Origin of the sequence: Rhodococcus yunnanensis NBRC 103083 (assembly GCF_001895005.1) — a bacterium.
GTDB classification, from domain to species: Bacteria; Actinomycetota; Actinomycetes; order Mycobacteriales; family Mycobacteriaceae; genus Rhodococcoides; species Rhodococcoides yunnanense.
On the sequence record NZ_BCXH01000010.1, the window covers coordinates 163,651 to 190,269 of the forward strand.

General features: G+C 64.1%; 25 protein-coding genes. 12 read left to right on the forward strand and 13 right to left on the reverse strand.

Annotated elements, in window-relative coordinates:
- The first annotated feature begins 92 nt into the window (after positions 1-92).
- Positions 93-1,319, forward strand: coding sequence for a glutaminase (locus RY1_RS17220; protein ID WP_072805156.1), 1,227 nt, complete (start codon positions 93-95; stop codon positions 1,317-1,319).
- A gap of 1 nt (position 1,320) precedes the next feature.
- Here RY1_RS17220 and RY1_RS17225 read toward each other — a convergent pair whose 3' ends face one another.
- Complete coding sequence (locus RY1_RS17225; protein WP_072805158.1) at positions 1,321-1,764, reverse strand: Lrp/AsnC family transcriptional regulator; 444 nt, start codon at positions 1,762-1,764, stop codon at positions 1,321-1,323.
- Between the two features lie 79 nt (positions 1,765-1,843).
- On the opposite strand from RY1_RS17225, the gene RY1_RS17230 reads away from it, so the two are divergent.
- Entirely contained in the window at positions 1,844-2,524 is a 681-nt protein-coding gene (locus tag RY1_RS17230; RefSeq protein WP_072805160.1) for an AzlC family ABC transporter permease, read from the forward strand.
- Complete coding sequence (locus tag RY1_RS17235) at positions 2,521-2,841, forward strand: branched-chain amino acid transporter permease (protein ID WP_072805162.1); 321 nt, start codon at positions 2,521-2,523, stop codon at positions 2,839-2,841. The genes RY1_RS17230 and RY1_RS17235 overlap by 4 nt, the downstream gene beginning before the upstream one ends.
- Here the strand turns inward: RY1_RS17235 and RY1_RS17240 are convergent.
- Entirely contained in the window at positions 2,838-3,509 is a 672-nt protein-coding gene (locus RY1_RS17240) for an SGNH/GDSL hydrolase family protein (RefSeq protein ID WP_245819716.1), read from the reverse strand. The genes RY1_RS17235 and RY1_RS17240 overlap by 4 nt on opposite strands.
- Before the next feature lie 298 nt (positions 3,510-3,807).
- Between RY1_RS17240 and RY1_RS17250 the strand changes: the two genes are divergently transcribed.
- Positions 3,808-4,491 (forward strand): thioesterase domain-containing protein, encoded by a 684-nt coding sequence (locus RY1_RS17250; RefSeq protein ID WP_072805166.1) that lies wholly within the window; start codon positions 3,808-3,810, stop codon positions 4,489-4,491.
- A gap of 94 nt (positions 4,492-4,585) precedes the next feature.
- Here RY1_RS17250 and RY1_RS17255 read toward each other — a convergent pair whose 3' ends face one another.
- Entirely contained in the window at positions 4,586-6,361 is a 1,776-nt protein-coding gene (locus RY1_RS17255) for an AfsR/SARP family transcriptional regulator (RefSeq protein ID WP_072805253.1), read from the reverse strand.
- Between the two features lie 58 nt (positions 6,362-6,419).
- On the opposite strand from RY1_RS17255, the gene RY1_RS17260 reads away from it, so the two are divergent.
- Positions 6,420-7,205 carry an SDR family NAD(P)-dependent oxidoreductase gene (locus RY1_RS17260; protein ID WP_072805168.1) on the forward strand — a complete coding sequence of 262 codons (786 nt, stop codon included), beginning with the start codon at positions 6,420-6,422 and terminating at the stop codon, positions 7,203-7,205.
- A gap of 14 nt (positions 7,206-7,219) precedes the next feature.
- Here RY1_RS17260 and RY1_RS17265 read toward each other — a convergent pair whose 3' ends face one another.
- Positions 7,220-8,479, reverse strand: a complete 1,260-nt coding sequence (locus RY1_RS17265) for a lipase family protein (protein ID WP_072805170.1) — start codon at positions 8,477-8,479, stop codon at positions 7,220-7,222.
- A 303-nt stretch (positions 8,480-8,782) separates the two neighbouring features.
- Entirely contained in the window at positions 8,783-11,605 is a 2,823-nt protein-coding gene (gene leuS, locus RY1_RS17270) for a leucine--tRNA ligase (protein ID WP_245819718.1), read from the reverse strand.
- 94 nt (positions 11,606-11,699) lie between these two features.
- On the opposite strand from leuS, the gene RY1_RS17275 reads away from it, so the two are divergent.
- The 3 genes from RY1_RS17275 (at position 11,700) to RY1_RS17285 (ending at position 14,325) form a co-directional block, all read left to right on the forward strand.
- Positions 11,700-12,101 (forward strand): SdpI family protein, encoded by a 402-nt coding sequence (locus RY1_RS17275; protein WP_072805257.1) that lies wholly within the window; start codon positions 11,700-11,702, stop codon positions 12,099-12,101.
- Positions 12,102-12,107: 6 nt separating this feature from the next.
- Entirely contained in the window at positions 12,108-13,061 is a 954-nt protein-coding gene (locus RY1_RS17280) for a DUF1648 domain-containing protein (protein ID WP_072805171.1), read from the forward strand.
- A 232-nt stretch (positions 13,062-13,293) separates the two neighbouring features.
- The gene (locus tag RY1_RS17285) at positions 13,294-14,325 is read left to right on the forward strand and encodes a GGDEF domain-containing protein (RefSeq protein ID WP_245819720.1); all 1,032 of its coding nucleotides are present in this window, start codon (positions 13,294-13,296) and stop codon (positions 14,323-14,325) included.
- 66 nt (positions 14,326-14,391) lie between these two features.
- Here RY1_RS17285 and RY1_RS17290 read toward each other — a convergent pair whose 3' ends face one another.
- The gene (locus RY1_RS17290; protein ID WP_072805259.1) at positions 14,392-15,600 is read right to left on the reverse strand and encodes an esterase/lipase family protein; all 1,209 of its coding nucleotides are present in this window, start codon (positions 15,598-15,600) and stop codon (positions 14,392-14,394) included.
- Positions 15,601-15,897: 297 nt separating this feature from the next.
- Positions 15,898-16,737 (reverse strand): LysR family transcriptional regulator, encoded by an 840-nt coding sequence (locus RY1_RS17295; RefSeq protein ID WP_072805175.1) that lies wholly within the window; start codon positions 16,735-16,737, stop codon positions 15,898-15,900.
- Positions 16,738-16,821: 84 nt separating this feature from the next.
- Between RY1_RS17295 and RY1_RS17300 the strand changes: the two genes are divergently transcribed.
- Together RY1_RS17300 and gad are read left to right on the forward strand one after the other, a co-directional pair.
- Complete coding sequence (locus RY1_RS17300; RefSeq protein WP_072805176.1) at positions 16,822-17,829, forward strand: bile acid:sodium symporter family protein; 1,008 nt, start codon at positions 16,822-16,824, stop codon at positions 17,827-17,829.
- A gap of 58 nt (positions 17,830-17,887) precedes the next feature.
- Positions 17,888-19,261 carry a glutamate decarboxylase gene (gad, locus tag RY1_RS17305; protein WP_084727490.1) on the forward strand — a complete coding sequence of 458 codons (1,374 nt, stop codon included), beginning with the start codon at positions 17,888-17,890 and terminating at the stop codon, positions 19,259-19,261.
- Between the two features lie 30 nt (positions 19,262-19,291).
- Here the strand turns inward: gad and RY1_RS17310 are convergent, their stop codons facing one another.
- Genes RY1_RS17310 through RY1_RS17330 form a run of 5 tightly spaced genes read right to left on the reverse strand, consistent with a single transcriptional unit; the run spans position 19,292 to position 22,671 of the window.
- Entirely contained in the window at positions 19,292-19,900 is a 609-nt protein-coding gene (locus RY1_RS17310) for a YqgE/AlgH family protein (RefSeq protein ID WP_072805180.1), read from the reverse strand.
- Between the two features lie 60 nt (positions 19,901-19,960).
- Positions 19,961-20,650 (reverse strand): TetR/AcrR family transcriptional regulator, encoded by a 690-nt coding sequence (locus tag RY1_RS17315; protein WP_072805261.1) that lies wholly within the window; start codon positions 20,648-20,650, stop codon positions 19,961-19,963.
- Positions 20,651-20,685: 35 nt separating this feature from the next.
- Positions 20,686-20,928, reverse strand: a complete 243-nt coding sequence (locus tag RY1_RS17320) for a helix-turn-helix transcriptional regulator (protein ID WP_139279891.1) — start codon at positions 20,926-20,928, stop codon at positions 20,686-20,688.
- Entirely contained in the window at positions 20,918-21,769 is an 852-nt protein-coding gene (locus tag RY1_RS17325) for an ABC transporter permease (protein WP_084727492.1), read from the reverse strand. The genes RY1_RS17320 and RY1_RS17325 overlap by 11 nt, the downstream gene beginning before the upstream one ends.
- Positions 21,766-22,671, reverse strand: coding sequence for an ABC transporter ATP-binding protein (locus RY1_RS17330; protein ID WP_245819721.1), 906 nt, complete (start codon positions 22,669-22,671; stop codon positions 21,766-21,768). The genes RY1_RS17325 and RY1_RS17330 overlap by 4 nt, the downstream gene beginning before the upstream one ends.
- A 173-nt stretch (positions 22,672-22,844) precedes the next feature.
- Here RY1_RS17330 and RY1_RS17335 point away from each other — a divergent pair, with 173 nt between their 5' ends.
- Both RY1_RS17335 and RY1_RS17340 read left to right on the forward strand, forming a co-directional pair.
- Positions 22,845-23,777 carry an NAD-dependent epimerase/dehydratase family protein gene (locus tag RY1_RS17335; RefSeq protein WP_072805183.1) on the forward strand — a complete coding sequence of 311 codons (933 nt, stop codon included), beginning with the start codon at positions 22,845-22,847 and terminating at the stop codon, positions 23,775-23,777.
- A gap of 33 nt (positions 23,778-23,810) precedes the next feature.
- A complete protein-coding gene (locus RY1_RS17340; RefSeq protein ID WP_072805184.1) occupies positions 23,811-25,109 on the forward strand; it encodes an MFS transporter in 1,299 nt (432 codons plus the stop codon).
- A 13-nt stretch (positions 25,110-25,122) separates the two neighbouring features.
- Here RY1_RS17340 and RY1_RS17345 read toward each other — a convergent pair whose 3' ends face one another.
- On the reverse strand, positions 25,123-26,592 hold the full coding sequence (locus tag RY1_RS17345; protein WP_072805186.1) for a CCA tRNA nucleotidyltransferase: 1,470 nt from the start codon (positions 26,590-26,592) through the stop codon (positions 25,123-25,125).
- Between the last annotated feature and the right edge of the window lie 27 nt (positions 26,593-26,619).

Here is a 26,619-nt window from a genome sequence, read left to right on the forward strand (position 1 = left end):
TGCGCCTTTTGCTGCCGACAAACCGATCACGCGGTACGGCTTACCATCACCTCGGACCCAACTTCGATCTCGGTGAATGATAAATTTCTGCAGTGAAGTCACCCGTTCCCGATTACCTGCAAGAAGTATTGGACAGTCTGTCGGAGAACACGGACGGCGCCGTCGCCGACTACATCCCCGATCTGGCCCACGCGAACCCCGATGTCTTCGGCATCGCCGTGACCACTGTCGACGGCCGGACCCACTCGGCGGGTGACGACGAGGTCGAGTTCTCCATCCAGTCCATCTCGAAACCCTTCGCGTACGCGGCGGCCCTCACCGATCGCGGCTTCGACGCCGTCGCGAACACCGTCGGTGTCGAGCCCTCGGGCGAGGCGTTCAACGAACTGTCGCTCGAGGGCGAGACGCGACGACCGAAGAACCCGATGATCAACGCAGGCGCAATCGCCACACATTCTATGTTGGGCGGATCTGTCGACGAAAGAGTTTCTCGCGCACTGAGTTTCTTCTCGACGCTCGCCGGACGGCAGCTGACCGTCGACGAATCGGTCTGTCGCTCCGAGATGGCCACCGCCGATCGCAACCTCGCCATCGCACACATGTTGCGCAACTACGGAATTCTCGCCGACGACGCCCATGCCGTCGTCGAGGGATACACGACGCAATGCTCGATCAACGTGACGGTCCGCGACCTGTCGGTCATGGGCGCGACGCTCGCCAACGCAGGTGTCCACCCGGTCACCGGTGAACGCGTCGTGACAAGAGCCATTGCGCGACAGACGTTATCGGTGATGGCAGGCGCAGGCATGTACGACGCGGCAGGCCATTGGCTCACTTCGGTCGGCATTCCCGCGAAAAGTGGTGTGGCAGGTGGACTTCTGGGCTCGCTTCCGGGGCAGGTGGGCATCGGCGTCATGTCGCCGCGACTCGACGCGCACGGCAACAGCGTTCGCGGCGTCAAGGCGTTCCAGCGACTGTCCGACGACATGGGCATGCACCTCATGGAAGCCGAACCCTACGGATCGTCCGTACTGCGCAGCATCTCGGAAGCCCACGGCGAGGTGCGCGTCGAACTGCAAGGTGTCGTTCAGTTCAGTGGCGCCGAGCGGGTGCTCGACGCGTTGTCCCGCGACAGCTCCTTGGGCACAGTCCTTTTCGACGTCTCCCGCGTAGACCGATTCTCCGACGTCGGACGCCGGATGGTGCTGGAGGGTATGCGACGCGTGGTGCTGGACGGGCGGGGAGTGGTCCTGACCGATCCCGACGGGGTTCTGCCCGACCCGGACTTGGGCGACGGGACCTTTCCACAGATCCGGTGAGTCAAGGAGCGTCGGTCTTGATGATCTTCATCGTGATGCGGGAATCCACTCGTGAGATCGCAGGGTCGCCCATGAGCTGTGTGGTCAACCATTGCTCGTATGCGGCGAGATCGGCGACGCGAACGCGGATGAAGTAGTCGGGGATGCCGAACATCCGTCGGAGTTCGGCCACCTCGGGCATGGCTGCGATCCGATCTTCGAAGGCTTGGGTCGTCGTCAGGTTCTTGGAGATGAGGTCGGCGTGGATGGTGACCTCGAATCCTTTGCCCATGCGCGCTCGGTCGACGATTGCCGAATAGCCCCTGATCACACCGTCTTCCTCGAGCTTGCGGACTCGCCGCAAGCACGGGGCGGGTGTGAGCCCGACGCGGGCCGCCAGATCCTGGTTCGACAGACGACCGTTTTCCTGGAGGAGCAACAAAATATGCTCGTCTACCGAATCCATACTTGTATATTGCCGAACGAGGGCTACTTCAGCAAGATCGGGCAATAATTTCACGCTGCGGATTTTCTATCATTGCGCCATGACAGTGATCGAAGGTGTCCGCGCACCGCTCCGGACATCGTTTGTCGACGCATCCCGGTCCGCCGGCGTCGTCTGGGTGGGTTTGCTCACGCTCGGAATAGGATTCGGCGTTCTCGTGACGTCGCACGGTTTTCCGTGGTGGCTCGCACCCATCATTTCCGGCGTCATGTTCGCCGGATCGGTGGAGTTCATCATCATCGGGATGTTGGCGGCCGCCGCACCGATCGCGGCGATCGCCGTCACGACGCTACTGGTCAATTCGCGCCACCTCTTCTACGGCCTGTCGTTCCCTCTTCACCGCGTCGAGGGCCGATTGGCCAAGGGCTACAGCATCTTTGCTCTGTGCGATGAGGCATTCGCACTCGCGTCGAGCCGTATGCGCAGCGGCCAGATCCTGTGGACGCAATTCGGGCTGCACGCGTCCTGGGTCGTGGGATCGTTCCTCGGCGCACTCGTCGGCCATTCGATACTCGGTGACGTGCAGGGACTGGACTTCGTGCTCACCGCACTGTTCGTCGTCCTCGCTCTCGACGCGTACCGCGCCGATCCCAATCGGGCGACGCTCGTCCTGGCAGGCGCGTCGGGAGCCACCGGCGTGCTGATCGCCCCTGGATCGATGCTGGCAGTCTCGATGGGCGTGTTCGCCGCGGCTTTGGTCGTGCGGCACCTCCGGTCATGACGGGATACATCGCCGGGGCACTCGGAGTTGCGGTGGCGATCACTTTTGCACTGCGGGCACTACCTTTCGCGGTCCGATCGCGGCTACGGCAGTCCGCGCTGCTCGACTCGATCGGGAAATGGATGCCCCTGGGCGCCGTCGTGATTCTGGCGATGTATGCGCTGTCGTCGATCGACGTTCTCGGCTCCGGGCACGGGATACCCCAGATCGCGGGTGTCGCGGCCACAGTCGGAGTTCATCTGTGGCGACGTAACGCGGCGTTGAGCATCGTTGCCGGGACGGTCGTGTGTGTCGTGCTGCAGAACTGGGTGGTCTAGCAACTGTCGATACGCGGGATTCCCAGGCGTGTCAGGTCGTCGAACAGGCGGTTCGCCATCTGCGCGTGACCGCGGGTGTTGGGGTGGATACCGTCGGGCGCGTAGTCGCCTGCGGCGTTCAGCCACCTCTCCGCCTGCGGGTCGACGAAGGTCACTCCGGCAACCGAAGCCGCGTCGCGGAGATGGCGTCGTACCTCGTTTATGTTGTCGTGCTTGGCATTCGGAGCACCCGTCGGTCCGACGACGACGATCCTCGCTTGCGGCGCTATCGCTCGGAACGCGACATACAGGCCCGTGGCGGCGACGAACAACCCGCTGTCGCCGCGATCGTTGCCGCTGCCTTGGATGATGATGACGTCCGGGATCGTCGACGCGGCTTTCGTCACGCGGGGCAGGCGGACGAACGGGTCGGGGCTCGCGGTGTATCCGCTGCCCGACACCGCGACCAGGTTGTAGATCCAACATCCCCGCGCAGCCAGGATGGGCGCGTAGCCCAGGCTGTCACCGGCTCCGATGCCGGCGCTGAACGAGTCGCCGACGATCGACACCCTCAGGGGTGCCGGGGCAGCAAAGGCTTGGGTATTTCCGCTGGTCAGTACGGTCGTAATGGCTACCGCCACTACGACGACCAGTCGCAGTACTCGCCTTCGCGGGACGATATCGATCACCGGCTGATCGTAGATTCACCGTCGTCGTGGAACCGGAGAAATCGGACGCGAATCATCCGTACGGGTGAGTACTTCTCGGTCAGGTACTGACCACGCCGTGAGAGTACGCGGGTCTGGCGCGCGCTACCGTCGACAGCGCCGTCGCTCGAACCGCCGCAGACCTCGGACCGATCCAGCTGTGAGCGACCCACGCCGATCCGTGACCAGACCGCAATGAGATGTGGGTAACACATCGGGACACTGGCCCGACATATTCGTCAGTGCAGAACGACGACTCGACCCCCCTCGGAGGCCCAGCATGACCGTTGTCAACGATTACTCGAAGCTGGCCTTCACCGAGTTCGCCGATCGGACCGTCACCGCCTACGCCACCCCGTCCATCGTGCCCATCCGTACGACCGGCACCCAGGCACCGGTCTTCTGCATTCACCCGCTCGAAGGCCTGACCAGCTGCTATGCCGAACTCGTCGAACACATCGACGAGGACCGCCCCGTCTTCGGAGTCCAGGCGATCGGGGAGCGGTTGGGCTCGTTGACAGCACTCGCGGCCCGCTACGCCGACGACATACTCGAGGTCCATACCGGTGGCCCGCTGCACCTCCTCGGAGCATCGTTCGGCGGACTTCTCGCGCACGCAGTGGCAGTCGAACTGCAAGGACGCGGCATCGACGTCGACAGCCTCGTCCTCGTCGACAGCAATCCGCTCGATCGCCGTCCGCAGCACAACCTGCTGGCTCTCATGGGCGACGTCATCGACCGCAGCCGCGCCGAGGAACTACTGGCCGTCGCCGCCCACAACGAAGAGCTGGCCAGCAGGTACTTCCCCGGTGTCTTCGTCGGCAAGGCCTTCGTCGTATCCGGGGCCGACTCCGACGGCGGACCGGCATGGCACGCGTTCGTCAGCGGAACCGTCGCCAAATATTTGGTTCCCGACGCCTCCGCTTTCGGTCTCGTCGGGCCGTTGGTCAATCGTTTCTTCTGACGCCCCCGAACACGCACCGGGACCCCGCAGCATTCGACAGCCTGGCTTCGTCTGCACGCTGCGTCACCCATGAGTGCGCAATCGGAGCCGGGACCTAGTATCCGCGCACGAGCGATGCAGCCGCGAGTTTTTCGAGCAAGGGCGCGATCGGCCCGAGGTCGATGCAGCCACTACCGGCTGCGCGTTCCTCCGCGGCAGGCAACAGCGCCTCGTACGCTCGGCGCATCGAATTCTCAGCTCCCGCAGCCAGAGCGGCGTATCCGACCAGACACCAGCACACTTCGGCCATCACGTCGCGCGGAGGTTCCGGGATGTCGTCGAGAGCGGTCGGGCGGGCCCACGGCTCGTACGGCCCGAAATCGCCGTTCGGCAACGGCTTTCCGTTCCTGATGGCGGACGTCAGATGCGCAAGCGCCGTCAATCCTGTTCTGAATCCCGGCATCTCCCTTCCGTCGGCGGGCTCGGGTCCGTCCTCGAAAGTGAAGCGAAACCACGCCGAGAACACCGAGGCGAGTGGTCGGTCGAAGCATAGGGCAAGTTCGTCGATTCTCCGAGCCTCCGCGGATGCTGCTGGCACCTCATCCAGTGCACAGAGTGTCTGCATCCTGTAGATCCGACCGGCGATCTCGAACGTCGACAGTTCGGTGTCGACGGCCAATTCGACTATTTCATCGGCAATCTCGATCCGCCTGTTCGCCGAGCCTACCTTCTCGAAACTCTGCAGATACCGCGCACTGAGCGCCAGACACAACAGCGACGGATCGCCGAGGCGTCGGGCAATGTGCTCTGCCTCCTCGGCCTCGGCCAGGCGACTTCCGACGCCGCGTGATTCCATCGCGATCGTGGAAAGCAGCCGCGCGCGAACGCGCTTCGATGTGGAGGATGGTAGAACGTGCAGTGTTCGATCCGCGGCATCGACGATCGCCGCCGAGAGCTCCGGGTCGTCCGACCGAGTCCAGGTGCCCGGTACGTCGTAGCCGACGATCACGCGAGCGGTCAGCTCCGGATCACCCAGCTGTTCTGCGGTCGCGATGGTCGCGAGTCGTTCTGTTGTCGCCGCTCCAACGGAACCCGACAAAGCAATCACAGGAACCAGAGCAGTGGCACTTTCGAGCTGGGAACGAGGACTCAACTGTGCAGCGGTGTGCATCAGTGTCGAATCGGCGTCCAGCGCAGTATCTCGCCTAAGAATGCGCACCTCGAGTTCGTCGAGACGATCGCTCGGATCGAGCCCCACGCCGTCGGTGAACGTGGTGCGCGCATGCCGCAACAGCGCCAACGCGTCAGCTTGTCGCCCGACGCGATACAGCGCGAGTGCGAGCAGCCGCCACGCCTCCTCCCGCCACGGGTGTTCGTCGACGAATGCATCCAGCAGCGTGATCACGTCGAGCGAACGGCCTTGCGCCAGAGCAGTTGCCGCACGTTTCTCGATCAACCCAGCCCGAAGGTCCGAATTTCTGGCACGTTCTCCGGCAGCCCATGGCCGCGTCGCAAATTCTTCGAACGCTGTCCCGCGCCACGCATCCAACGCAGTCTCGGACCCGGCCTCCACACGCCACAGATCGACGCTGCACTGCTCGAGCGCGTAACCGGCACCGCGCGTCACGAGAACAGTCGGGGGTGTGCGCGCTGGACGGCTCGGTTCCAGAATTCTTCTGAGCTCACCGATGAAGGTACGAACAGACCCCAGTGCTCCGGCCGGGGCGTCCTCCCACAGGTCGTCGATCAATCGGGTCGTCGACACCGCTCGTCCGCGTCCCACCACCAGAAGCGCGAGAATCTCGCGATGCCGCGGCTTAGACAGAGCCAGTCTCACTCCATCGATCTCCGCTTCGACCTGGCCGAGGACGCGGATTCGCAGCTCGCTCACCGTCGCCATTCTAGTTCGCGCTGATCGGGCGCTGATCGGTGTGCGCGACCATCTGGGAATGGATCTGAAACTCACCGGCAAATCGGCATTCGTCAGCGGTTCCACCCAGGGGATCGGCTACGCCATCGCCACACGCTTGGCGGCCGAAGGCGTCGCCGTGACCATCAACGGCCGCGATCCGGTCAGGGTGTCCGGTGCCGTCGAGTCATTGCGCAGGAACGGCGCAACCGTCGACGGAATCGCGGCCGACTTCTCGGACGTCGGCGACGTCTCGAGCTTGTGCGACAGGCTCGCCGACGTCGATATTCTCGTCAACAATGTCGGACTGTTCGAGCTGAAGTCGTTCGACCAGATCACCGACGACGACTGGCAGCGGTACTTCGAGGTCAACGTCATGAGCGGGGTACGACTCGCTCGAGCACTCATGCCCGCGATGCTGGATCGAGACTGGGGCCGAATCGTATTCGTCAGCAGTGAGTCCGGCGTCGACGTACCAGCCGAGATGATTCACTACGGAACGACCAAGACGGCCATGCTCTCGCTCGGAAACGGCCTCGCCAAGCTCACCAAAGGCACTGGCGTCACGGTGAATTCAGTGTTGGGCGGGCCCACGTACTCGGACGGCGTCGCGCGGACGGTCGAGGCGCTCGCCGACGCGCAATCCCTCACCGCGGACGAGATGAAGGCAGCGATCATGGGCACGAATCCGACGTCGTTGTTGCAGAGGTTCATCGAGCCGGACGAAATCGCGAACATGGTCACGTTCCTCGCGAGTCCTATCGCGTCGGCCACCAATGGCGCGGCGATCCGCGTCGACGGGGGTGTCCTGGCGACGGTTCTCTGACCCACCCGTGCGCATCACGGAATCGGCGTGGGCGCCAGACTGTTACCGGGCCCGATGACGGCACAGTTGCTGTGCGTCGGGCCTCCCGCGAACCGCTCGGTCAAGAACTGCAGGCCCTGAGCCTCGAAGGGCGGGAACGCTTCTCCGTGTGTCAGCCCGTCGTACTGCGAATACTGGACGTCGACGCCCCGGCCGCAGTACTCATGAGCGAGACCTTCGACGTCGGCGGTGATCATGACGGTGTCGCCGATCGGGTCGGCATGTCCGACGGCCAAGAACAACGGGATCGTCGGTGTCCCTTGGCTACCCATGATGTTGTCGTCGATCGCTGCCACGACCTCCGGCACGTCGAGCAGCGACGTGTACGGCGCCTTGACCATCGACGCATCGGTCAGCGTGGGATAGTCGTCCGCGAACTGGGCGATGCACTCCTGATCCACCTGGTCGATCACCTGGGCGCCGTACTCGGACAAGAACGTACTCGTGTCAAGACCATAGGCACGCTGGTATGCGACGATGAGCGCCGGGATCACCCCGGCCCACTGTGCGCTGCCGCTGACGTAGGGCAGATTGTGAGCGAGGTCCACAGGCAGCCCGCCCGCCGCGACACCGACGATGTTCAGTTCAGGTGCGTACTGCGGTGCCACCTCTGCACCCCACTGGGTCGGAACGGATCCTCCCGAGTAACCGATCATCCCGACCGGCGTCGACGACGGCACCTGCAGGAACGACTGTGCCGCACGGACCCCGTCGAGCGCGGCGTACCCGGACTGACGACCGATCGTCCACTCGAGGTCTTCACCCTCGTAATCCGGTGCGACGACGGTGTATCCAGCCGCGAGATATCCCGCGATGACAGCCTGTTCGGCACCTGCGATGGGGCTGGTCGCGCCTCCGCTGAGCGTGTACGACGGGTCGCACTGAGAACCGAGGGCGTCGTAGGCCATGTGATAGGACACGATCTTCGTCGGCCCGGGGATCAGAGGCCTCAGCACCGTCGCGACAGTCACAACACCGTCACCCTGCTGATCGGTGGTCCGATACAGAACCTGATCGCCCTTGATCGGCGTGGTCTGGGTCGGCGTCGCGAACGTCATCGGCCGTGATCTCAATACGGTGCCGGGGGAGACGTCGAGCGAGCCGTCCCAGCTGTAGAACGGGTCGTTCGCCGGAATCGGCGAGCCTGGGCCGGGATCTGCCTGAGCAACATACGCGCTGGTACAGACAACGAAAGAAATCAGAGCGACGACAAGACCTTTACCAACCCGTGACATGAAATGAATTAAAGCTCATCTCGAACCCTCACCTGTTGTTTCTCATACTAAAAGGATGAGGCGAACCCTCGGCCCCCCCCACCCGCGCAAACGCACACGCATTTGCGCGACACACCAGCCCGACACACCCCCACCCACACAAACGCACACGCATTTGCGCGACACACCAGCCCAACACACCCCCACCCACACAAACGCACACGCATTTGCGCGACACACCAGCCCGACACACCCCCACCCACACAAACGCACGTGCATTTGCGTGGGCTGGGGGGCGGTGCGGGGGCGGGGGAGCGGGACCCGCTACTTCAGGACGATGTTGACCATCCGGCCCGGGATGACGATGACCTTGGCGGGCACCTGGCCGTCCAGGAGAGCTGCGATCTTCTCGTCCGCCAGAGCGGCCTTCTCGACGTCCGAGCCCGAGGCATCCGCGGGCACCGTGATGCGGCTCCGCACTTTGCCGTTGAACTGGATGGGGTAGTCGACGGTATCGGCGACGAGCCACTTCTGGTCGGCCCGCGGGAACGGTCCGTGTGCGAGCGAGGACGAATGACCGAGGAGCTTCCACAGTTCCTCGGACAGGTGCGGAGCCATGGGCGCGAGCATCAGGATCAGCGGCTCGACGACCCCGCGCGGGGCGCCGTCCGGGTACTCCTTGGTGAGGTGGTTGGTCAGCTCGATGAGCTTGGCCCCGGCCGTGTTGTCGCGCAGCGCAGTGTAATCCGCTTCGACGCCGTCGATGACACGGTTCAGGATGCGCAGTGTGCCCTCGGTCGGCTTCGCATCGGTGACGCGTACCTCGCCGGTTTCCTCGTCGAGCACCAGACGCCACACACGCTGCAGGAATCGCTGCGCGCCGACGACGTCTTTCGTCGCCCAGGGCCGGGAGGTGTCCAGCGGGCCCATCGACATTTCGTAGAACCGCAGAGTGTCGGCGCCGTACTCGGCGAAGATGTCGTCGGGGGAGACGGAGTTCTTCAGGGATTTACCCATCTTCCCGTACTCGCGGTTGACGGGTTCGCCCTGGTAGAACCACCCGCCGTCGCGTTCTTCGACCTCGTCCGCCGGCACGTAGACCCCACGCGCGTCGGTGAACGCGTACGCCTGGATGTAGCCCTGGTTGTACAGGCGACGGTACGGCTCGCTTCCGCTGACGTGCCCCAGGTCGAACAGGACCTTGTGCCAGAACCGCGAGTACAGCAGGTGCAGAACTGCATGCTCGACGCCGCCGACGTAGAGATCGACGCCGCCTGGATCGTTCGGCCCGTGGATCTCGGGACGCGGCCCGACCCAGTACTTCTCGTTCTCGGGGTCGGCGAACGTCTCGGAGTTCGTCGGATCGATGTAGCGCAGCTGGTACCACGACGAGCCTGCCCACTGCGGCATGACGTTGGTGTCGCGGCGATAGATCTGCGGGCCGTCCCCGAGATCGAGTTCCACGTTCACCCAGTCCGACGCCTTGGCCAGCGGCGGCGACGGCTCGGAGCTCGCGTCGTCGGGATCGAAGGAGACCGGTGCGTAGTCCTCGACCTCGGGAAGTTCCACGGGAAGAACCGATTCCGGCAATGCGTGTGCGTTGCCGTCCGCGTCGTAGACGATCGGGAACGGCTCGCCCCAGTATCGCTGGCGCGCGAACAGCCAGTCGCGCAGCTTGTACTGAATGGTGCCGCGCCCCTTGCCGTCGGCCTCCAGCCGAGCGATGACCGTGGCCTTGGCCTCGTCGATCGGCAGCCCGTCGAGGTAGCCGGAGTTCACCAGTGCGCCCTCGCCGGTGTATGCGGCCTCGGTGACGTCTCCTCCGGAAATCACTTCGCGGACAGGAAGTTCGTACTTCGTCGCGAACTCCCAGTCACGCTGATCGTGACCAGGTACGGCCATGATGGCGCCGGTTCCATATCCGGTGAGCACGTAGTCGGCGATGAACACCGGCACCTGCTCACCGTTCACCGGATTGGCAGCGTAGGAACCGGTGAAGACGCCTGTCTTCTCCTTGTTCTCCTGGCGCTCGAGATCGGACTTCGCCGCGATCGAGGCCCGGTATGCCGCAACGGCTTCCGCGGGTGTCGCCGCGCCACCGGTCCACGACGACGCAACATCGGCGGGCCACTCGGCGGCAACCAGGCCGCCGACCAGATCGTGTTCGGGGGCGAGCACGACGTAACTGGCACCGAACAGCGTGTCCGGCCGCGTCGTGAACACCTCGATTCCGGAGAAGGACACCTGCGCGCCGCGCGATCGGCCGATCCAGTTGCGCTGCATGGTCTTGACCTTGTCCGGCCAGTCCAGGTATTCGAGATCGTCGATGAGGCGATCGGAGTACGCGGTGATGCGCATCATCCACTGCCGCAGGTTCTTTCGGAACACCGGGAAGTTGCCGCGATCGCTACGGCCGTCTGCGGTGACCTCCTCGTTGGCGAGCACGGTGCCGAGCCCGGGGCACCAGTTGACCATCGAGTTGGATTCGTAGACGAGGCGAAAGCCGTCGAGCACGCCGGCTTTCTCGGAGGCCGTCAGCGCGCCCCAGGAACGTCCACCGTCCAACTCCCGAGTTCCAGCAGAAAACTCTGCTTCCAGCTCCGAAATCGGGCGTGCCTTGCCGGCCGAGACGTCGTACCAGGCGCCGTAGATCTGCAGGAAGATCCACTGCGTCCAGTGGTAGAAATCGACGTCCGTCGTCGCGAGAGACCGCCGCCGATCATGCCCGAGCCCCAGCCGGCGCAACTGGCGACGCATGTTCGCGATGTTCGCCTCGGTCGTCGAACGCGGGTGTGTTCCGGTCTGGACGGCGTACTGCTCGGCCGGCAAGCCGAACGCGTCGTAACCGAGTGCATGGAGAACGTTGCGCCCGTGCATGCGGTGGAAACGCGCGAACACGTCCGTCGCGATGTAACCGAGCGGATGACCTACATGCAGACCGCTGCCCGACGGGTACGGGAACATATCCTGCACGAACAACTTGTCCTTCGGCACCTCACCAGCCAGCGGCCCGACCGGATTGGGGGCATCGAAGGTGCCTTGCTCGTCCCACAGGTCTTGCCACTGCTGCTCGATGCGCCCGGCCACGTCCGCGGTATAACGGTGCTCGGGGACGGACTCGGAAGGCGTTTTGGCTGGATCGGTCACACGCGTCAGGGTAATCGGGTCATTTCGGCATGCTCCACTCGCGGCTAGTCGGGCCGCCTGATACATGGACCGGAAAGAGCCGTATCCTGGCGAAGTGATCGTCGTGTCCATACTCATGTTCGTGCTCGCCCTCGTCGTCGGCGCAGTCGCCGTCATGAGCCTCACGGGCAAACTTCCACGCAATCGGTGGGCCGGTGTGCGTACTGCCGAATCCATGCGCGACGACGCCGCGTTCACCACGGCCAACAAGGTCGCCGCCCCCACCAGCGCCGCCGCGGCGTTGCTCTTGCTCATCGGCGGAGCTGCTGGCCTGATGCTCAGTGGCGCGTTCGCGATCATCGCCGCTGCCGCGTGTGTCGTCGCAGCCTTCGTCACCGCGGCCGTTGGCGGATCGATCGGGGCACGCACTGCTGCGGCCCTGCCGGTCGAAGAGGCCGACGGATGCGGCCACTCCTGCATCTCGTGCAGCCTGAAGGATGCCTGCGCGCCGAGCTGACCAGGGATGAGATCGAGGACGTTCGACCCGGCCGGAGTGGTCTTCGGCGTCGTGATTCCGATTGCTGCTGCAGCGTTCGGAGTGATCCTCACCCATGTATGGCGGTCTCGGTTGCCCGAGCAGATCGCGACGCACTGGAGCGGTACCGACCCTGATGGGTTCACCAGCCCGATCACGAGCTCGTGGACTCTCGCAGTGGTCATCGTTCTCGTCGGCGGCGGATGCAGTGCCGTCGCCTCGCTCGCACACGCACTGCTGATCATGCGCCGAACGATGCTGATGATCGGCCTGACCGTCGTCGGGCTGATCGTGGTGTTGCAGATCGCGATCATGTCCCGCCAGCTCGATGTCACGGACGTGACCGCCGTCGAGATCCCCGGGTGGGCGCTGGCTGCGGGCACAGCCGTGGGATTTGCCGTCGGACTTCTCGGTGCGGCACTGCTCAACGACTATCGCGACCGCGTCGTAGCCGACGAGCCACCACCTGCCTCGTTCCCGAGGGCGGACATCGACCTGCCGATCATCGAACCTCTCGGCGCCGGACGCGTCGCGATCGCGGTGTTGTTCACCGTTCTCGCCGCTGCCGCCGCGCTGACGTGCTGGCTCTCCCAGTCGTGGTGGCCGGTCGCGATATTCCTGCCGCTTGCGGTGCTTCCGGTGTCGATCATGCGCTACGAGCTCGTCGTCGACCGGAAGGGTATCCACGTCCGAAGTCTTGGCATGGCCGCCTTCGACTACGCGCTCGAGGAGGTCACCGGCGCCTCGGTGCGAGAGGTGAATCCATTCGAGGACTTCGGCGGCTGGGGTTTACGGGTGAAAGGCCGGGGTAATTTTGCGGTTGCGACGGCCAAGGGACCCGCAGTCTTCGTGACATTCGCCAACGGAGATCGGTTGACCATCACGACCGAACACGCCGAACGCATCGCCGGGGCACTGAACTCGTTGGCCTCCGTCCGATGAGCTCGATGAGTCGAATACCGGATCGTCAAAACAAACCGATCGCCGTTTTTATCAATTAGGATCGCTTTCAATCAATAGGAGATGGCTGGAGGCTCGTACGAACGAGACGCGATCGTCAGGCGGAGGTGAATCGAGCCGCGGTCGGCATGCCGGCCACCGCAAACCCCTTGATCGCAGTGCACGAAACGCGCTGCGAGAGTGGTTTCATCAGCCGTTCGACTACGAATGGATAGTGCGTCACCGCTCCACGCGTGCTCTGCAGCGCCCTGCTCAGAATGTGTTCGGTGCGGCAACGCTGCTGTTCGCTGTCGCGTCCATTCTCATGCTGTTCAGTGCTCACGGTCCGCAAGGGTTCGGTTCGCAGGCCTGGGTCGGGTTGGTCCTGCTGGTTCAGATCGCGGTTGCTCTCCGGTGGTTCTTCGGGCCGCTTCCCACCCGCAGAGATTTCATTGCGTTCGCGATCTTCGGTGACCTCGGACTGAGCTCGGTCCTGGTGCTGTACGAACCGTTCGGCGCTCTCATCGGCTGCAGCCTCTTCGCGATGACCGGTGCCCTGTGCACGTACTTCCTCAGCCAGCGTCTGCTGATCGCACACCTGCTCTGGTGCGCCGCGTTCATCGGTTTCACCACCATCCGCGGCTGTTTCGACAGCACCGAGGACGTGGCGAGCGTCCTTGCGGCCGGATTGGTCGTGCTGGCGGCAGTCACCGGTGTTCCACTGCTCGCACACATCGCGTGGACGGCGATCGGGCGTGACGCGCGCAGGTCTCTCGTCGATCCCCTGACCGGGCTCCTCAACCGCCGCGGCCTCGAGGACGCGGCTGTGGAACTTCTCGCGCGCGTTCGTCACCGAGGGCACTGCGTCGTCGTGCTGGTCATCGACATCGATCGGTTCAAACAGGTCAACGACCACTACGGTCACGACAGCGGCGACGAGGTCATCGTGTTGATATCCGATCGATTGGCGGCCCTGTTCGAGCGGAACGGGGTCGTAGCGCGCACCGGCGGAGAGGAGTTCGTCGTCGTGTTCACCAGTCCGATCGACAGTGTGCATCATCGGATCGGCGAAGTGGGCCACACGCTCCATCGGCCCGACGACCGGATCCCCGTCACCGTCAGCGTCGGGGCGTCCATCATCTCGCAGCCCGCTGATCTGTGGGACGCCGCACCGACGATCGTCACCCGCGCCACACGTGCCGCCGACTCGTTGATGTACCGAGCCAAGTACGACGGCGGAAACCGGACCGCGTCCTCGCACCTGTAGGCCGGACACACGAAAAAGGGCGGCCGACCCGACGGGGCCGACCGCGCCTACTCACTCGCTCTCGACTCAGCCTCCGGTCACCGGTCCGTTCCAGACGCACGGGATCGCGCTGGCAGGTGTGCCCTGCGGGTCGAGTGCATTCTTGATGATTCCGATGGCGCGCGGAGAGACGCTGATCGACAGGTGATCGGACAAGTCGACTCCGCAACCGTCCTGCAGCAGAATGTTCTTCACAGTGGCACCGGGACCTGCGGTCAGGAAGGTCGTCTTGTACGGCGTCACCACCTCGTCGAATCGAGTGCCGAGGACCGTGTAGTCGATACCGGGATCGGTGTCGCCGCCTGCGTCCAGAGCCTTGACGAGGGGCGAATCGATGACCTGATCGGACGCGGCAGGTCCTGCGATGGCCCCGACGACACCGAGGACGTTCAGGCCGAGATTGTTGATGGTCCGGCCGAGAGTTCCGATCCCGACGAGCGTGGTGCCGTGGTTCGACCCGGACACGCTCACTACTTTGCCGACCTTGTTCTTGCTCGGATCGGACGGGTTGGCGCCGCCTTCGAAGCGCAGGTACTGACGAGTCACCAGCCCACCTTGCGAGTGGCCGACGATGTCGACCTTGGCAGCGCCGGTGCGGGCGCGTACGGCATCGATGTAAGTCGCGATCTCCTTCGCGCTGTCCGCGATCGGACCGGTACCGCGGACGGACTTGACGTGACCCAACCCGCTGGAATCCTGATCACCGTAGTTGAGGACGAACACGCAGTATCCGGCGTCCTTCAGTGCCGGCGAGATCCGTGCAAAGTTGTTGTACGCGTTCTCCCACGTTCCGTGCAGCAGCACAACAGGATTGGGATGAGCATCGGTGGGCTTGCAGCTCCAGTCGTTGGCGCCCTGCGGAGCCACGTCGGGGTGGACGATGTTGTAGAGGAATCCAGCGAGGAAATTCTTCTGGACAGGCCCGTATCCGACGGTCTCCTTCTCGGGATCGTAGGTGCTGCTGACCTCGACCGGTACATCGGCGATGCTGGGCCGCTCGATGCCCTGATCCTCCGCCTTGGGTCGCTGCGCTTCGCTGCCCTCGGCTGGAACCACTTCGGTGCCGTCGGCGGTCACGGTCGCCGGAGGCGCAGGCTCCGTCGCGGGTTGTGCAGAGGCTACTCCGAGACCTGCGAACACGATCGCGGCCGAGAGCGCGGCAATGGTGGTCGTGCTTCTGGCTCTGCGACGAACTCTGGAATGCTTGATCGACATAGGCCGTTCGCTTTCGTTCATCGGACAACCCCGTCGAGACGCGAGAGTTGCCGTTGCTGCATCGATTTCAGCGTCGTCGGTTGCCCCGAATCCTTCGCTGCAAGTGGCACCGCGTCGATGCTGGTCGCCGAGCCGCATCGAACATTAGAAGTCGGTGCGGCGTTTGCCCATCGTGTTTCGCAATCTCTGGACAACCGAGCGTATGTCCGCCGTCCACGTTGGAGGCGCTCACAACAACCGAGCCTTCCAAGCGATCCCCCAGCGCCGGATCTCTCAGGGCCGGATCTCTCAGTGCCCGACCTCTCAAGGCCGGATCTCTCAATGCCGGAGTCGGCGCATGATCGCATCACGCAGGGCCGCACGGGGAGTACCGGAACCCGTCCGCGAGATCAGCACGAACTCGATGTCACCCGGATCCGGCAGCCCCTGCCCCTCGACGGCGACGAGACCGGCAGGCAGCGTGGATTCGGCGTGAACCAGAAACCCGAGGCCTGCGTGCGCCGCGGCTCGCAGACCGAGTTCACTGTCGGTGACGCACGTGATCCGCCACCCACGCCCCGCCCGATCCAATGCTGCCAGCGCGCAGCTGCGGGTGATGCTGGGTGGGGGATACGTCACGAACGGCACAACCCCGTCGTCGACCTTGGCTCCCAGAGTGCCCGCCCACACGAGACGATCACTCCACACCAGGTCACCATGAGTTTGACCTGGTCGCCTCTTGCCGAAGACCATGTCCAGTTCACCCGCGTCGAACTTCGCCCGCAACGGTTCGCTGAGCCCGACACTGAGTTCGAGATCGATGCCGGGGTGCGCCTGCCGGAAGTCGAACAGAATCCGGGGCAGTTCGGTCCCGACGAGGTCGTCGGAGACGCCGAGTCGTAGGCGTCCGGACAGCGGTGCACCTGCGAAATAGTGCTCCGCCTCGGCGTTGGCGTCGAGAATCGAACGCGCGAACCCGACCATCGCCGCGCCGTCGGCCGTCAGTTCCATGTTTCGGGTGTCCCGCAGGAACAGCTCACGCCCGACGGCCTTCTCGAGCCGGGTGATGTGTCCGCTCACGGTCGACTGACGCAGTCCGAGACGCTCGCCCCCCGCGGTGAAGCCACCTTCACGTTCGACTGCGAGGAACGTCCTCAGCAGCACGGGGTCCAGGAGCATCCCCGATATCTATCACGATTCACGATTGCAGTAAACGTCTGCATCAACTTTCGTGATCAATTGTCGGCCGATATCGTGAGCAGAGTGAATCTTCTCCGACAGGCACGCCCGGACGGGTTCGTTCTCGGCATCATCGCGGTGGCCGCGCTGGCGAGTGTCCTCCCCGCCACCGGCACCGCCGAGACCGTGCTCGGATGGGCCACCAAGATCGCCATCGGACTTCTCTTCCTCATCTACGGCGCCCGGTTGTCACCCCAGGAGGCGTGGGAGGGGGTCAAGCACTGGCGGTTGCACTCGGTCGTTCTCGCGACGACCTACGTGCTGTTCCCGCTGATCGGACTGGCTCTGCGCATACTGGAGCCGACGATCCTGACCCAGGATCTCTACACCGGCATTCTGTTCCTGTGCCTCGTTCCGTCGACGGTGCAGTCGTCGATCGCGTTCACCTCCATCGCCAAGGGGAACGTCGCCGGTGCCGTCGTCAGCGCATCGTTCTCCAACATCGTGGGTGTCTTCGTCACTCCGTTCCTCGTGATTCTGCTGATGAACACCTCCGGCGACGCCCACGTGGACGCGTCGTCGATCGTGAACATCGCCGTGCAGCTGCTTCTTCCGTTTCTCCTGGGACAGCTGATACGCCCACTCGTCACCGGATGGTTGTCGAGGCACACCACCCCGACCAAGGTCGTCGACCGCGGTTCGATTCTTCTCGTCGTCTACGCCGCGTTCAGCGAATCCATGAACCAGCACGTGTGGTCGTCGGTGTCGGTGTGGCAGATCGTCGCGGTGGTTCTCACGTGCATCTTCATCCTCGCGCTCGTTCTCGCGCTCACCTACTTCATCGGCAGGGCCATGGGCTTGCCGCTGGCAGATCGAATCGTGCTCGTCTTCTGTGGATCGAAGAAGAGCCTCGCCAGCGGACTGCCGATGGCCTCGGTGCTGTTCGCGGGCCAACCCGTCGGACTGATCGTGCTGCCGTTGCTTCTGTTCCATCAGATTCAACTGATGGTGTGTGCCGTGCTCGCGCAGCGATACGCACGCGCGCACGTTTCGCACGTCGTGGGTGATGCGGAGCCTGCACTGCGCGACTAGCGTCGGCCAGGCCTAGCCCTTCGACCTGGGGGCCTAGCCCTTTGACCTGGAGGAACACGTGGTTCACAGAAAGCATCCCGACGGCGTGATCTCCGCGGCGTACACCGGACGAATCGCGACGAACCCGGTGCCCGCCCTCCGACTGCCCGACGAGCAACTCGACCCGGAAGCCGCCTACCGCTTCATTCACGACGAACTGATGCTCGACGGTTCATCCCGCCTCAATCTGGCCACGTTCGTCACCACGTGGATGGATCCACAGGCCGAGAAGCTGATGGCGGAAACCTTCGACAAGAACATGATCGACAAGGACGAGTACCCGGCGACGGCGTCCATCGAAGAGCGCTGTGTCAACATGGTGGCAGACCTCTTCCACGCCCCAGGTCTCGATCCCGAGGATTCCGCAAGTGCGACGGGCGTGTCGACCATCGGGTCGAGCGAGGCCGTCATGCTCGCGGGACTTGCACTGAAGTGGCGGTGGCGGGCACGAGTCGAGGATTCCTCGAGGCCGAATCTCGTGCTGGGCAGCAATGTTCAGGTGGTATGGGAGAAGTTCTGTCGATACTTCGACGTCGAACCCAGGTATCTGCCGATGGAACCGGGCCGCTACGTCATCACACCCGAGCAGGTCCGAGAAGCCGTCGACGAGAACACGATCGGCGTCGTGGCCATTCTGGGAACGACCTTCACCGGCGAACTCGAACCCGTCTCGGAGATCTGCGACGTACTCGACGCACTGGCAGCGGGCGGAGGCCCGGACATACCGGTGCATGTCGACGCGGCCAGCGGCGGTTTCGTCGTGCCGTTCCTGCAGCCGCACCTCGAATGGGATTTCCGACTGCCGCGGGTGAAGTCGATCAACGCGAGCGGCCACAAGTACGGACTCACTTATCCCGGAATAGGTTTCGCGGTCTGGCGCACACGGGAGGATCTACCGGAGGACCTCGTGTTCCGAGTGAACTATCTCGGCGGCGACATGCCGACGTTCACGCTGAACTTCTCCCGCCCCGGTAATCAGGTCATCGGGCAGTACTACAACTTCCTTCGGTTGGGCCGCTCCGGTTACACCGACATCATGGAAGCGCTGCGCGACACCGCAGTTCGAGTCAGTGGGCACCTGGCCGAACACCCGGCGTTCGAGGTCATCACCGACGGCAGCGCCATTCCGGTGATCTCGTTCAAGCTCACCGGGGACCACCCGTACACGGTCTTCGACGTCTCCCACGAGTTGCGCGCCCTCGGCTGGCAGGTGCCCGCGTACACGATGCCCGACAACGCCACCGATATCGCCGTGCTCCGGATCGTCGTCCGTGAGGGGTTCAGCGCGGACCTCGGGCGGCTGTTGTGCATCGCGATCGGCGAGGTGATCGACCAATTGGATTCCATCGCGGCCGGCGGGGGGCATTCGACGGCAACACATTTCGCGCACTGACACCGCCCGCGCACGGGCGCCGAAGGGGCACTAGTTGCGTTCGACGTCGATCGGATGCGAGGCCAACATGGCCAGCGGCATGGGCTGTCGACGCAGCACGTGAGCCCACATGTCGACCTTCGGCGGCCCGATGACGTCGGAAGCCAGTGCGGACACGACCATCCAGTCGTCACGCTCCAGCTCGCCGTCGAGCTGTCCGAGCGTCCACCCCGAGTACCCGGCAAAGATGCGCACGCCTTCGACGAGTGGTGCGATCTCCGACGGGTCCGAGTCGAGATCGACCATGACCACACGCCCGTCCACCCTCCTGAGCCCGGGCACACCGTCGACCTGAACGCCGGTCCGCACCGTCGCCAGGCACAGCGCCGAGTCCCGCTTGACCGGACCACCGACGTAGAGTGCTTTCGGCCGTGCCGCCAGCTCGCTCCACTGCGGCAGGACGTTCGTCACGGCCGTCTCACTCGGGCGATTGATGACGACGCCCAGGCTGCCTGCGTCGTTGTGCTCGATGACGTACACGACCGTCCGTCTGAACGTCGGCTCGACGAGTTCGATCGACGACACCAACAAACTTCCCGGGCGTACCGCCTGATCGGCGGATGCCGTCCGGTCCTCGGGTTCCTCCGCATGCGCCGCCATGACAACATTGTGGCACCGCGTACTACCCGATGTGACGCAAGGGATCGGACGAGTCGTGACTCAGGTCAGCCCGGCGAGTTCGACGAAAAGGGCGAGCTGGTACTCGAAGATCTGGTCTCTGGCCCCGAACGTGTCGGATCCGTACTGGTCGAAGACATCGAAGCTGACCGCGCCGAACAGCGACGCCCACACCGTGACTCCCCGGGCCAACGCGTCGTCGGACATGTCCGTGCCCATTTCGTTACGAATGTCCGAGAAGTCTCCGTGCAGTCCGGACAGGGACGCCGGAGTGGTTCGTGCCACGAGTCTGTCCTCGCGCCAGGCCTCGTCGAAGATCTGCACCAGTTTCACGATCACCCGCGTGCCCGGTCCGGTCGTCTGTTCGGCCGGCGCGTGATACCCGGGAACCGGACTGCCGAACAGCAGCGCGTATCCGGCGGGCTCACGCAGACCCCATGACCTGACCGTCCGCCCGAGCGTGAGGAACTTCTCGACGGGCCCGTCGGCTGCATCGACCGCTGCATCGACCTCGTCTCCCAGCTGGGTGTACGCGTCGACGACGAGCAGCGTCAGCAGCTCGTCCCGGCTCTTGACATAGCGATAGACAGCCGACGACACGACGCCGAGATCCCGTGCAACCGCCCGCAGCGACAACGCCGCGGCCCCGTCGGCGGCCAGATGCTCGCGGCCGATTCGAGTGATGTCGAGAAGAGTCTGAGCCCTGGCGCGTTCGCGGGGGGTGGTGGACATGGGAGACACACTATCGGCGAGCCGGATCGCCGCGGTCACGCCGTGGACTCGCTTGATCCGAGTCGCGGATGCGGATCGATCGAGAAGATGACCTCGACCGGAACCTCGAAGTACGCCGCGATCCGCAGAGCCAGGTGAAGGCTGGGACTGTATTCGCCGCGCTCGAGGTATCCGACCGTTTGATAGTGGACACCCAACGCGTCCGCCAAATCCCGCCGCGAGATCTGGCGTTCCGCGCGCAACATCGCGATGCGGTTGTAGATGACTTCAGTAGGCACGTGCCAGTGCCCTGTCTCGTCGTTCGTCCACCTTGCTGCCGGACTCGTTTCGGGCCATGCGAGACAACACTATCGGGGCCGCGACCAGACCGACGATTGCCCAGGCACCGAGTGCAGCTGCGGTCTCGAGGTGCCGCCACGACTGATCGAGTTCGACGACGACCGCATCGGGCGGCAGCAACGCCGACCGCAACCCGAGACCGAGCCAGTAGCACGGGAGTACCTGCGCCACGTCCTGCAACCAGCCGGGCAACGCGGTGATGGGGTAGAAGATCCCGGAGATACCGACGACGACCATCAACGGCATGGTCACGAAGAACAAGGCACGGGCAGTGCCCACCAACGCACCGAGCACGGCGCCGAGCGGCAGCGTGGCGAGCAGACCGAGCAGCACGACCCAGACCAACGTGAACCAGGATCCGATGCTGCCGAGCGAGACACCCCCGACGATGATCGCGCCCGCGACCAGTATCGCAATCACCTGGACCGTCACCGTCACGGCGTTGCTGCCGACTCGTCCGATGAAGTATCCGATCATTCCGTTCGGAGTAGCCTTGGCGCGAAGGAGAGTCCCGTCCTCGCGGTCGAGCACGATGGCTTCGCCGATGGTGTAGACACCGTTGAAGAAGATGATCGTTCCCATGACCCCTGGCAGGGCGAGAACCGCCAAGCTGTAGTTCGTGTCCTGAAACGATCCGTTCCGCATGAAGAACAGCGCGACCATGATCAGGGCGGGGAACAGAAACACGGCGGCGAGACCTTGCGGGTCCGTGAACATCTGCCGCACTTCGATTCTCGTACGCCGAAGGCCGGACCGGACGGCTACGCTCTTGGCATTCATCGTGTCATCACTTCCAATGTCGGTGCGCTGTCCGGCGATTCCTGTTCGTGAACCAACATCATGTACGTGTCCTCCAAACTCGCGCGGCGCACCTCCAGATCGACGACGCGATCGCCGTGCTGCAGGTACAGATCGTGCACGAATTTCGCTGCCTCCGTGCTGCTGTGGACCGACCGCAGACCGTCGACACTCCAGCGCACCTCCGAATCGGCCGGGATACCCCTGGACAACTCGTCGGGTGAGCCGTCGGCGATGATGGCGCCTCCAGCGAGGATCACGATGCGATCGGCCAGCTTCTCGGCTTCGTCCAGATCATGCGTCGTGACGAGGATGGTCGTTCCCTCGAGATCGGCCAATCTGTGTACCAACTCGTGGAATTCACGACGACCATCGGGATCGAAGCCTGCGGTCGGCTCGTCGAGAAACAGCAGTTCCGGTTTGCCGACGATCCCGATGGCCACATCGAGTCGCCTGCGTTGCCCTCCCGACAACGACGCGATCTTCGAGTGCGCGTGTCCGGTGAGCCCGACGAGTTCGAGTAGCTCGCCGACGTTCCACGACGTTCCGAACGGCGCATAGAAAGATCCGAGGTAGTCGAGGAGCTCACGTACCCTCCACCGTCCGTGATCGCGCCACGATTGCAGTACTACTCCCACGCGAGCCCTCCAGGCCTCGTCGCCGTCGGCGGGATCGACGCCGAGTACCTCGACCCTTCCTGCGGAACGGAGTCGAAATCCCTCGAGAATCTCGAGCGTCGTGGATTTGCCCGCGCCGTTGGGACCGAGCATCACCAGTACCTCGCCCTGGTGGGCCCTGAAGGACACGCCTTTCAGAACATCGGTGCTCCCGTATCTCATTCTTACGTTCTCGACGTCGACAACGACGTCCCTCGAAGAATTCACCCTGCCTCCCGGCGTCGTGGGTCGATGATGATTTGTAGCATACCTACTATATTCCGTATTTTCCATAGGAAGCTTTCTCACTTTGCGAGAGCAGTGCTCTTGCTTTTCGGTCGGAACGGGTGCACACTCGAAGAAACAGAGAGCAGTGCTCACATTCGAGTCGAGGAGACATCATGAACCAACTGCACGTCGTCACCGGAGCAGGACCCGTCGGATGGACCGTCGCGGAACAATTGGCTGCACAGGGTCATTCGGTTCGCGTACTCACACGCTCCGGCTCGGGGCCGGAGCACCCGTCCATCGAACGACGCCGCGTCGACATCGAAACAGGGGACCTACGAGCAGAATTCGAGGGTGCCACCGCCATCTACCACTGCACCCACGTCGCCTACGAGGACACGGTGTGGCGCGCGAAGCTTCCGATGATGGAACGTCGAGTTCTCGACGCCGCCGCGGGCACCGTCGTGGTGTTCCCCGAGAGTCTGTACGCGTACGGGAGGATCGACGGACCCATCCGGGAGGATGCTCCGCGAAATGCGACTCACCGCAAGCTCGGTGTCCGAACCCAACTTCTTGCAGCCCGTGACGCACATGCAACACCGACCATCAGCGTCGCCGCTTCGGACTTCTACGGACCGAAGGTGCTCACGGCACACATGGGTGATCGTGTCGTACCGAACGTGCTGGAACACAAAACCATTCGGGTACTCGCCAATGCCGACCTACCCCACTCGTTCACCTACGTTCCGGACTTCGCGGCCGCGATGATCGCCGCTGCAGCCGACCGATCCCTGTGGAACACCTTCCTGCACGCACCCACCGTGCCCGCGGTCACCCAGCGCGAGATGATCGAAATATTCTCGCGCGCAGCAGGAGTGGAGACACCCAAGGTCGGCGTACTTCCGGTCTGGATGATGCGCACACTGGGCATTGCACCGGGACCGATCAAGGAACTCGGCGACACTCTGTACCAGTTCCAGTACCCGTTCCGACTCGACAGCAGCCGGAGCGAGAAGATTCTCGGCATTCATCCGACGCCCCTCGAGGCCGGAGCCGCCGCCACGATCGCCTGGTGGAAGGCGAAGGAGCACTCCTCGGCCGCCTGAGGCTCCTCGCACTGTCGGTATTACAGTGCAGCAGTGAGCAACGAGACCCTCCTGGCGCGCCTTCGAGATTCGCCCGGAGCAGGCAAACTCACCGCCATCCGTTTTGCAGGCCAGTTCGGCGACGGCCTGTTCCAGGCTGCGTTGAGCGGGGCCATCCTGTTCAACCCGGAACGTGAATCGAATCCAGCGGCGATCGCTGCCGGATTCGCCGTACTGCTCGTTCCGTATTCGGTGATCGGGCCGTTCGCCGGTGCCATGCTCGATCGCTGGGATCGCCGCGCGGTGGTGCTGTGGGCGAACGTCCTGCGCATGATCCTCATTGCCGTCACCGCATCACTCCTGTTCGCAGGCGGAGGAGAGACACCCCTACTGCTGCTTGCATTGACGACGGTGGGGCTGAGCCGCTTCGTACTTGCCGGAGTGTCGGCATCGTTGCCGCACGTCGTCCGCACCTCGTGGCTCGTGCCGATGAACTCGCTTCTCGCCACCGTCGGATCCGGTTTCGCCGCAGCGGGTGCGGGAGCCGCAGTCGCCATCATCGGAGGAATCGGGGCAGGCGACGTCGGATCAGGGGTCGCGGTTGCCGCGGCGGCTTCGGGTTCGGTGGTGGGAACCTACGCCGCAGCACGTTTTCCGCGGCGCTCGCTCGGCCCGGCCACTCTCGCCGAACCGGGTGACCACGGCGCACTCAGGGCCCTGGCGGACATCGCCGCCGGTCTGAAGTCCGGAGCCGTCGCCGTGTGGCATTCGCCGACGGTCACCGCTGCCATGGCCGGGATCGGCACCCACCGCATCGTATTCGGAGCGGACACTCTGATCATGGTGCTGATCCTCCGGGAGAGCACCTCGACGTCGCTACCGGGCGGTCTCGCAGGATTCGGAATCGCGGTGGGAGCGACCGCCGCGGGCATGCTCGTCGCAGCGGTTCTGACGCCGTTCCTGCTGCCGCGACTCGGACGTGTCCGCACCATCATCGGAGCGCTGACGCTCGCAGCGATCGTGCAGGCGACATTCATCGCCGCCCTCACCCAGACCAGTCTGCTGATCGGTGCGTTCCTGCTCGGCGTGGCGGGCCAGACCATCAAGCTCACCGGTGACGCGTCGATGCAGATCGAAATCGACGACGACCACCGCGGCCGCGTCTTCGCACTGCAGGACACGGTGTTCAACATCTTCTTCGTCGCGGCTCTGGCCGTCGCTGCGTTCGTCGTCGGGCCTGGCACCGTGGACCTCGCGGGCGAGACGTCGGCCCACACCGTGGTCTACGCCGGCGCCCTCGTCTACGTTCTCGGGCTGGTAGTGGTCGTCGTCAACGCACGACGACATCGTTAGCCTCAGACGCCTTCTAGCCCTGGCTTTTCCACCAGGCCAGTAGTTCTTTCTCGGCCTCCTCGCGGGGGAGAGGCCCACGGTCGAGCCTGAGTTCCTTCAGGAACTTCCAGGCCTTGCCGACCTCGGGACCGGCCGGAATGCCGAGCAGTTCCATGATCGCGTTACCGTCGAGATCGGGACGAACACGAGCCAGGTCCTCCTGCTCGGCGAGCGCGGCGATCCGCTGCTCCAGATCGTCGTAGGTGGCCTGCAGGGCGGCAGCGCGACGCTTGTTGCGCGTCGTACTGTCGGCACGAACGAGCTTGTGCAGCTTGGGAAGTAGCTCGCCGGCATCGGTGACGTACCGGCGAACGGCAGAGTCGGTCCACTGTCCCTTGCCGTAGCCGTGGAACCGCAGGTGCAGGAACACCAGCTGCGAGACGTCGTCGATCATTCTCTTGGAGTACTTGAGCGCACGCATACGCTTGCGGACCATCTTCGATCCGACGACCTCGTGGTGATGAAAACTGACGCCGCCGCCCGGCTCGTGCTTGCGGGTGTCCGGCTTGCCGATGTCGTGCAGCAGTGCGGCCAAGCGCAATACGAGATCCGGATCGCCGTCCTCGAGGTCGATCGCCTGCTTCAAGACCGTCAGCGAGTGCCAGTAGACGTCCTTGTGCTGATGGTGTTCGTCGATCTCGAGCTTCATCGCCGGCACCTCGGGCAGCACGTACTCGGCCAACCCGGTCTCGGTCATGACGTCGATGCCCTCGATCGGGAACTCACCGAGCAGCAACTTGTCGAGTTCGACCTGGACCCGTTCGGCTGTGATGCGCTCGATCTGGCCGGCCATCTCGGTGATGGCGGTGTGCACCCTCGGCATCAACGAGAAACCGAGCTGGGAGACGAAGCGCGCGCCGCGCAGCATGCGGAGCGGGTCGTCGTTGAACGATTTCTCCGGCGTCGACGGCGTGTCCAGCAGCCCCTCGAGCAGTGCGTCCATGCCACTGAGCGGATCGACGAACTCCTGTGAGCCGTCGGCGCCGAGCCGGACAGCCATCGCGTTGACCGTGAAATCCCGGCGAACGAGGTCCTCCTCCAGACTCGTGCCGTACCGAACCTCGGGGTTGCGCGATACCTGGTCGTAGGAGTCCGTGCGATAGGTGGTGATCTCTATCAACTGCTCACCCTTGGCTGCGCTCACCGTCCCGAACGCGATGCCGGTGTCCCACTGATTGTCGGCCCACCCGGTGAGCAGCTGCTGCACGACCTCGGGGCGCGCATCGGTGGTGAAGTCGAGATCGCCGGAGAGTCGACCGAGAATCGCATCGCGCACGCTGCCGCCGACGAGAAAGAGTTCGTGTCCCTCGGCCGCGAACCGTGCCGCGAGAGGTGCCAGCAGCGACGACAGCTCGGACAAGGTGACGGCGGCCGACGCCAACAGTCTCTCGCGGCGGTCGGAGGACGCGTCGGGGTGTCGGGGGGATGGAGACTGTTCGGCCACGTCGATAGAGCCTAGGCGAGGCCCCCG

Coding starts and splice junctions, on each gene's coding strand:
- RY1_RS17225 (WP_072805158.1), bottom strand. CDS start 1,764: ATGGATTCGGTAGACGAGCATATTTTGTTGCTCCTCCAGGAAAACGGT.
- RY1_RS17230 (WP_072805160.1), top strand. CDS start 1,844: ATGACAGTGATCGAAGGTGTCCGCGCACCGCTCCGGACATCGTTTGTC.
- RY1_RS17235 (WP_072805162.1), top strand. CDS start 2,521: ATGACGGGATACATCGCCGGGGCACTCGGAGTTGCGGTGGCGATCACT.
- RY1_RS17250 (WP_072805166.1), top strand. CDS start 3,808: ATGACCGTTGTCAACGATTACTCGAAGCTGGCCTTCACCGAGTTCGCC.
- RY1_RS17260 (WP_072805168.1), top strand. CDS start 6,420: ATGGATCTGAAACTCACCGGCAAATCGGCATTCGTCAGCGGTTCCACC.
- RY1_RS17265 (WP_072805170.1), bottom strand. CDS start 8,479: ATGTCACGGGTTGGTAAAGGTCTTGTCGTCGCTCTGATTTCTTTCGTT.
- RY1_RS17280 (WP_072805171.1), top strand. CDS start 12,108: ATGAGATCGAGGACGTTCGACCCGGCCGGAGTGGTCTTCGGCGTCGTG.
- RY1_RS17290 (WP_072805259.1), bottom strand. CDS start 15,600: ATGAACGAAAGCGAACGGCCTATGTCGATCAAGCATTCCAGAGTTCGT.
- RY1_RS17295 (WP_072805175.1), bottom strand. CDS start 16,737: ATGCTCCTGGACCCCGTGCTGCTGAGGACGTTCCTCGCAGTCGAACGT.
- RY1_RS17310 (WP_072805180.1), bottom strand. CDS start 19,900: ATGGCGGCGCATGCGGAGGAACCCGAGGACCGGACGGCATCCGCCGAT.
- RY1_RS17315 (WP_072805261.1), bottom strand. CDS start 20,650: ATGTCCACCACCCCCCGCGAACGCGCCAGGGCTCAGACTCTTCTCGAC.
- RY1_RS17325 (WP_084727492.1), bottom strand. CDS start 21,769: ATGAATGCCAAGAGCGTAGCCGTCCGGTCCGGCCTTCGGCGTACGAGA.
- RY1_RS17335 (WP_072805183.1), top strand. CDS start 22,845: ATGAACCAACTGCACGTCGTCACCGGAGCAGGACCCGTCGGATGGACC.